Below are 4,643 nucleotides of genomic sequence, written 5' to 3'. Positions count from 1 at the left end.
CCGAGCCCAGCTCGCCGGCCTCGAGGACGAGCGGGCCGGGCTGATGGCCGAGGCGGCCATCTGGCCGCTGGCCATGCTGTGCAGCAACGGATCGGTCGAGTGGGTCGCCGTCGAGCAGTCCAGCGCCCTTCCGGCCGAGATCGAGGAAACGATCTTCTTCGAGTTCGAGCAGGCCGGATGGCGCACCACGGAGGCCATGACCCTGGACTCCGTGGAGCACGGGTCGCCCTCACACCGCAAGCGGCGCTTCCTGACCGCCTACCGCAACCAGACGCCTGTCATCAGCGTGCACCCCGAAACACCCTTCCCTGTAACGACGTTCGCCCAGTGCGTCGGCTGGGGGCCGGGACGCCGGGTCAACACCCGGGGACAGCGCGGGATCGACCCGCGCACCGGCCGACCCAAGGGCGGCGGTGGCTTCTCCGCAGACCAGCCCTCGAACTGTGTGACGGCCACGGCCTACGGCTGGAAGGACGAGGACAGCGGACAGCGCATCCACCAGAACGACATCGGCCGTCTGGTCGGCTTCCGCAGCGACTACCCGTGGACCCACATCGGGCGCGGCGAAGGCATCAGGACCCGAGCCCAGCAGGCCGCCGACGTGGTGTGCCCGATGACCGCAGCGGCCGTGATCGGCCGCATTCTGAACCTACACTGGGAGGAACAGACCTGCACATACGTCACCAAGCTGTACGACACCGCCGAAACCGCGTAAACCCCCGGCGCCGGGGGGCTCGTACGGCCCCCGTAGACAGCACCTACCTACCCAAACCTCTACGTTCAGCCGCAGTTGATGTCCCTCTTCAGGATCGCTGGTTGGCGCGCTTCTGCCGATGCCCGGCCAACTGCGCCCGCCGTTCGGCATCATGCGAAGTACCTCGTTGGTGCGCCCGCCTTGCACCGGCGCCCGACGACACTGTGTGGCCCAGGAAGGAACTCCTCTTTTGTCCCGCGTTCAGTTCACCGCCGGCTCGCCCGTCGGTGCCCTTACCGACCCGGTCATGATCGACAGCAAGGAGACCGTCGACCGCGACGACGCCATCGCGGTCCACCCGACGAGTGACGGATGGCGGCTGACGGTCTATGTCGCCGACGTCGCCTCCGGAGTCGCCCTGGGCAGCGACGCCGACCGCAAAGCCCTGCGGCGACGCGAGTCGGCCTACGGCGGCTGGCGTGGCCGGGCCAAGATGCTTCCACGGCCCGTGGAAGATCGACTGACACTGGCACCCGGGCGCGCATGCCCGGCGTTGGCGGTGCAGATGAAGATCGGCCGGGACGGATCCGTCAATCACGTCGAGGTCGAGCGGGCCACGGTGCGCGGCGCCCTGGCCATGGACCACGCCGAGGTCGCCGCCGCGGTCCGCAACTCCGACCACCCCCTGCACGCCGGTCTGCGCCAGGCCGCCGCGGTGAGCGAAGTTCTCCTCGCGCGCCGGCGTGAGCACGGGGCACTCGCCCTGTACGACCTGCTGTCCGGCTGGGCCACCGACGAGGACGGCACCGTGGTGCGGCTGGCATCCTTCGAACGGAACATCGCCTATGTGATCGTTCAGGAGTGCATGATCGCCGCAAACACGGCGCTGGCCGGGTGGGCTGCCGAACGCGACCTTCCGGTGCTCTTCCGCAACCACTCCGCCTCCATGGTCGCCCCGCCCCGGGACGTCCTGCTCCACGACCTTGACCTTGCCTTCACCGCCCGCTCCGACGCCCGGCTGGCGGCGCTGCAGCAACGCACCCTCATGACCCTCAGGGCCGCCGAGTACGCGCCGTTCATGGGCGGACACTGGGGCCTGAACCTTCCCGGCTACCTCCACGGCACCTCGCCGCTGCGGCGCTATGCCGACCTGGTGGTGCAACGGATCATCCTCAGCCACCTCGACAAGACCGCCAGCCCCTACTCCGCCGACGAGCTCCACGCCGTCGCGCAGGCCCTGAACGACGGCGCGCGCCAGGACCGAAAAGCCGAGAGCGAGTCGAGGAAGTCCGTCACGCACTCCCGCACACGGCGCGCGGCGGCCGATGACTCAGCCGACTACTCCAGGCTCGACAGCGCGGCCTTCCACGCCATCCTCAAGCGAGGCTGCAAGGAGCAGATCGCCGGGCCCTCGCTCGTCGGCGAGGCTGCCCGACGCGCCGCCGACCAGAAGCTCACCTCCCTGGAGCAGCAGCTCGTCTTGCTCGTCGCGGGCTGGGCCGGATGGGAGCCGGCCCGCGTCGCGTGCCTGCAAGCCATCGCGGCGTCGCCGGAGACGGCCGTGTCCGTCCTCTCGGTACACGCCCAGGTCAACGGGTGCGAGCTGCCCGATTTCACCGTCGAGGCCCGGGGTCAGGGGCACGACGCCGTCTTCCGTGCCCAGGCCTCCTGGTCCTCCGGCGACGACCAGGTCACCGGTGCCGAGCGCTCGGCCTCCACGAAGAAGGGAGCCCGTCACCAGGCCGCTCTGAGCCTGCTCGCCCGCCTGGCCGACCTGCCCGACCCCTCGCGTGATCTTGCAGCCTGGGGCCGCACCGGGGCCGCACCCGCCGCGAAGGCGCTCCCGCCCGCTGAGGACCGTTCCCCGGTGTCGGTACTCAACGAACTCGAGCAGACCCGGGTCATCACCGGCCTGACGTACGGAATGTCCAGCGACGGCCCCGGCCATCAGATGGTCTTCTCGTGCACGGCACGCGCTGAGATGGACGGTCAGAGCCTGTCCGCCACCGCTTCTGCGACGAAGAAGGCAACTGCCAAGGCGAACGCGGCAGACGGCCTACTCACACAGATCCGTGCCGCACGGACGGAATCGCACGCGTAACACCGCCGAGGGCGCCGCGGGGGCCACCGGCCACCGCGGCGTAGTGCCCGCTGCACCGGCTCAGGCCGCCGGTGCCGCTCCTTGGTCAGGCACGACCTGATCTCGCTGTTGCCGGGGCGTCCCGGCGATCCCTCAACTGGCCTCGGGCAACCGCGCGCCAGGGTCCGCAACGCGCCCGATGTCGGCTCGGTGTTCCTGGCGTGCGGTGTCCAGTAGCCGCCGCCAGGAGGTGACTGTCGGGCGACGGCGCAACAGGGCGCGCCGCTCGCGCTTGGTCATGCCGCCCCACACGCCATGCTCGACGCGGTTGTCGAGGGCGTGGGCGAGGCATTCCGTGCGCACGGGGCATCCGAAGCAGATCGCCTTCGACCTGTTCTGTCCCGCCCCGTCGGCGAACAGTTCCTCGGGGTCGGCGGCCCGGCAGGCCGTGTGATCACTCCAGTGTCCGTCCGTTCTCACCCCTGTGCCGTCCTCTCCCCGTTCTGGCATGTGACTGCAACCTTACGCAGCGCCAGGTCAGAAACGGTACGGCCAATCCGTGAGGGGCCGCCACGAACGGCGCGGGATCCGTGGCACGGTGCCGCCTGGTCCTGCTGCCGGTCGTCCGCTCCGTCCGTCTCAGCGTTGGAAGCCACCGCGCCGGCGGCGGCGTTGCCCGGCGCCGCCACGCGCTACGGCACATGCCTTCCGGCCTCGCGGGTGCGAGGGCTGCCGCGTCATGGCCCTTTCTCGTCATCGGTCCAGCGGGGTGGTGAACTCGAGCCGGGTCCGATCCCCGGCCAGGGCAATGTGGGCCACCTCCACCACTCGGCCGGTGGGGTCCTGCGCGACCTTTTCGATGTGGAGCACCGGGTCAGACGTCCCGATTCCGAGTTCCACGGCCTCGGCCGGCGTCGCAGACCGTGCAGTGACGTGCTCAGTGATTTTTGCGAATTCGATTCCCACGGTTGCGAGTTGCGATTGGGTTCCGCCGGGCCACGGTTCGTTTCGGCTGTCGAGGAGTTCCTGGTTCTGGGCGATGTCTTCACGCACGAGGTATGAGCGGACGATGCCGAGTGTGTGCCGCTCGTCGACGTGCTGCGTGCGATAGCTTCGCTCGACCAATGCGGTTCCAGGCGAGACTCCGAATATCTTCGCCAGGTGGCTGCAGGCCTCTGTCTCCCGGTAAACGGCGGTGAACACGAGGTCCTGCTTCTTCAGCCCGGTGTCGTGCTCTGTCGCCCCCGTGGCCTTGCGTTCCGCGAGCGGTTTGCGCACGCGCGCCTTCTCCCAGGCATGCCGGGTGTTGCTGCGGGTCACCGGCCGGCGGAGCGGCCTCGCGTTCCTCTCGTCCGGTGTCTCAGCCTGTCCGCGTCCCAGCCTTGATTCAGTGGTCGCTGCCATCACGCATCCTCAATCCGTAGCGCTCGTGTGCGTGTCTATAGAGGTGTGCGACCGGGCCTGCGAGTGACATCCCGAGCGGGGTCGGCCCGCGGGCGGGTGGCAGAGCTGTCCGGGCGCTGATGCGGGCGTGCCGTCACACGGTCGGTCACGACCGCGTGTAGCGGGCGCAGGAGGAGGCCCGAGCCCCCGGGAGCTGTCGATGGACGAGGTCGACGCGCTGTCGTGCCCGGTCGACCGGGCCGCCCCTGGGCACGGTGATCGGGGTCTGCGTCTGCAAGGCACCGCAGGCGCACGGGGCGAGTTCACCGCTCTCCGAGCCCATTCCGCGTACGGTGGGCCCGCCGCCCCGCACCATCGGCGTGCGGGATGTCGGGAACACGAACGGGAGGAAGAGCAGGATGACGCAGGCCGCGGTGAGCGAGCTGGACGAGCGGGTGCCGGGGCGCCGGTGGACTGTGCGTCTGG

The 4,643-nt window shown here is 69.8% G+C and carries 5 protein-coding genes; 2 read left to right on the top strand and 3 right to left on the bottom strand.

From position 1 onward, the window contains the following. Nucleotides 1-715: hypothetical protein (locus RM812_RS40625; protein WP_311585813.1), on the top strand; the 715-nt coding region annotated here is incomplete at its 5' end. 229 nt (nucleotides 716-944) lie between these two features. Then, nucleotides 945-2,795, top strand: coding sequence for a ribonuclease catalytic domain-containing protein (locus RM812_RS40620; protein ID WP_311585811.1), 1,851 nt, complete (start codon nucleotides 945-947; stop codon nucleotides 2,793-2,795). A gap of 132 nt (nucleotides 2,796-2,927) precedes the next feature. Here RM812_RS40620 and RM812_RS40615 read toward each other — a convergent pair whose 3' ends face one another. The 3 genes from RM812_RS40615 to RM812_RS40605 form a co-directional block, all read right to left on the bottom strand. Beyond that, complete coding sequence (locus RM812_RS40615) at nucleotides 2,928-3,284, bottom strand: WhiB family transcriptional regulator (RefSeq protein ID WP_394816602.1); 357 nt, start codon at nucleotides 3,282-3,284, stop codon at nucleotides 2,928-2,930. A gap of 243 nt (nucleotides 3,285-3,527) precedes the next feature. Then, nucleotides 3,528-4,094 (bottom strand): UTRA domain-containing protein, encoded by a 567-nt coding sequence (locus RM812_RS40610; RefSeq protein ID WP_311585807.1) that lies wholly within the window; start codon nucleotides 4,092-4,094, stop codon nucleotides 3,528-3,530. A 229-nt stretch (nucleotides 4,095-4,323) separates the two neighbouring features. Then, the coding region (locus tag RM812_RS40605) for a hypothetical protein (RefSeq protein WP_311585805.1) at nucleotides 4,324-4,643 on the bottom strand (320 nt) is incomplete at its 5' end.

The organism is Streptomyces lancefieldiae (assembly GCF_031845825.1).
Classification (GTDB): domain Bacteria; phylum Actinomycetota; class Actinomycetes; order Streptomycetales; family Streptomycetaceae; genus Streptomyces; species Streptomyces lancefieldiae.
The sequence above is the reverse complement of the archived record's forward strand: the minus strand, read 5'-3'. Positions and strand labels throughout refer to the sequence as shown.

Coding starts and splice junctions, on each gene's coding strand:
- RM812_RS40615 (WP_394816602.1), bottom strand. CDS start 3,284: ATGCCAGAACGGGGAGAGGACGGCACAGGGGTGAGAACGGACGGACAC.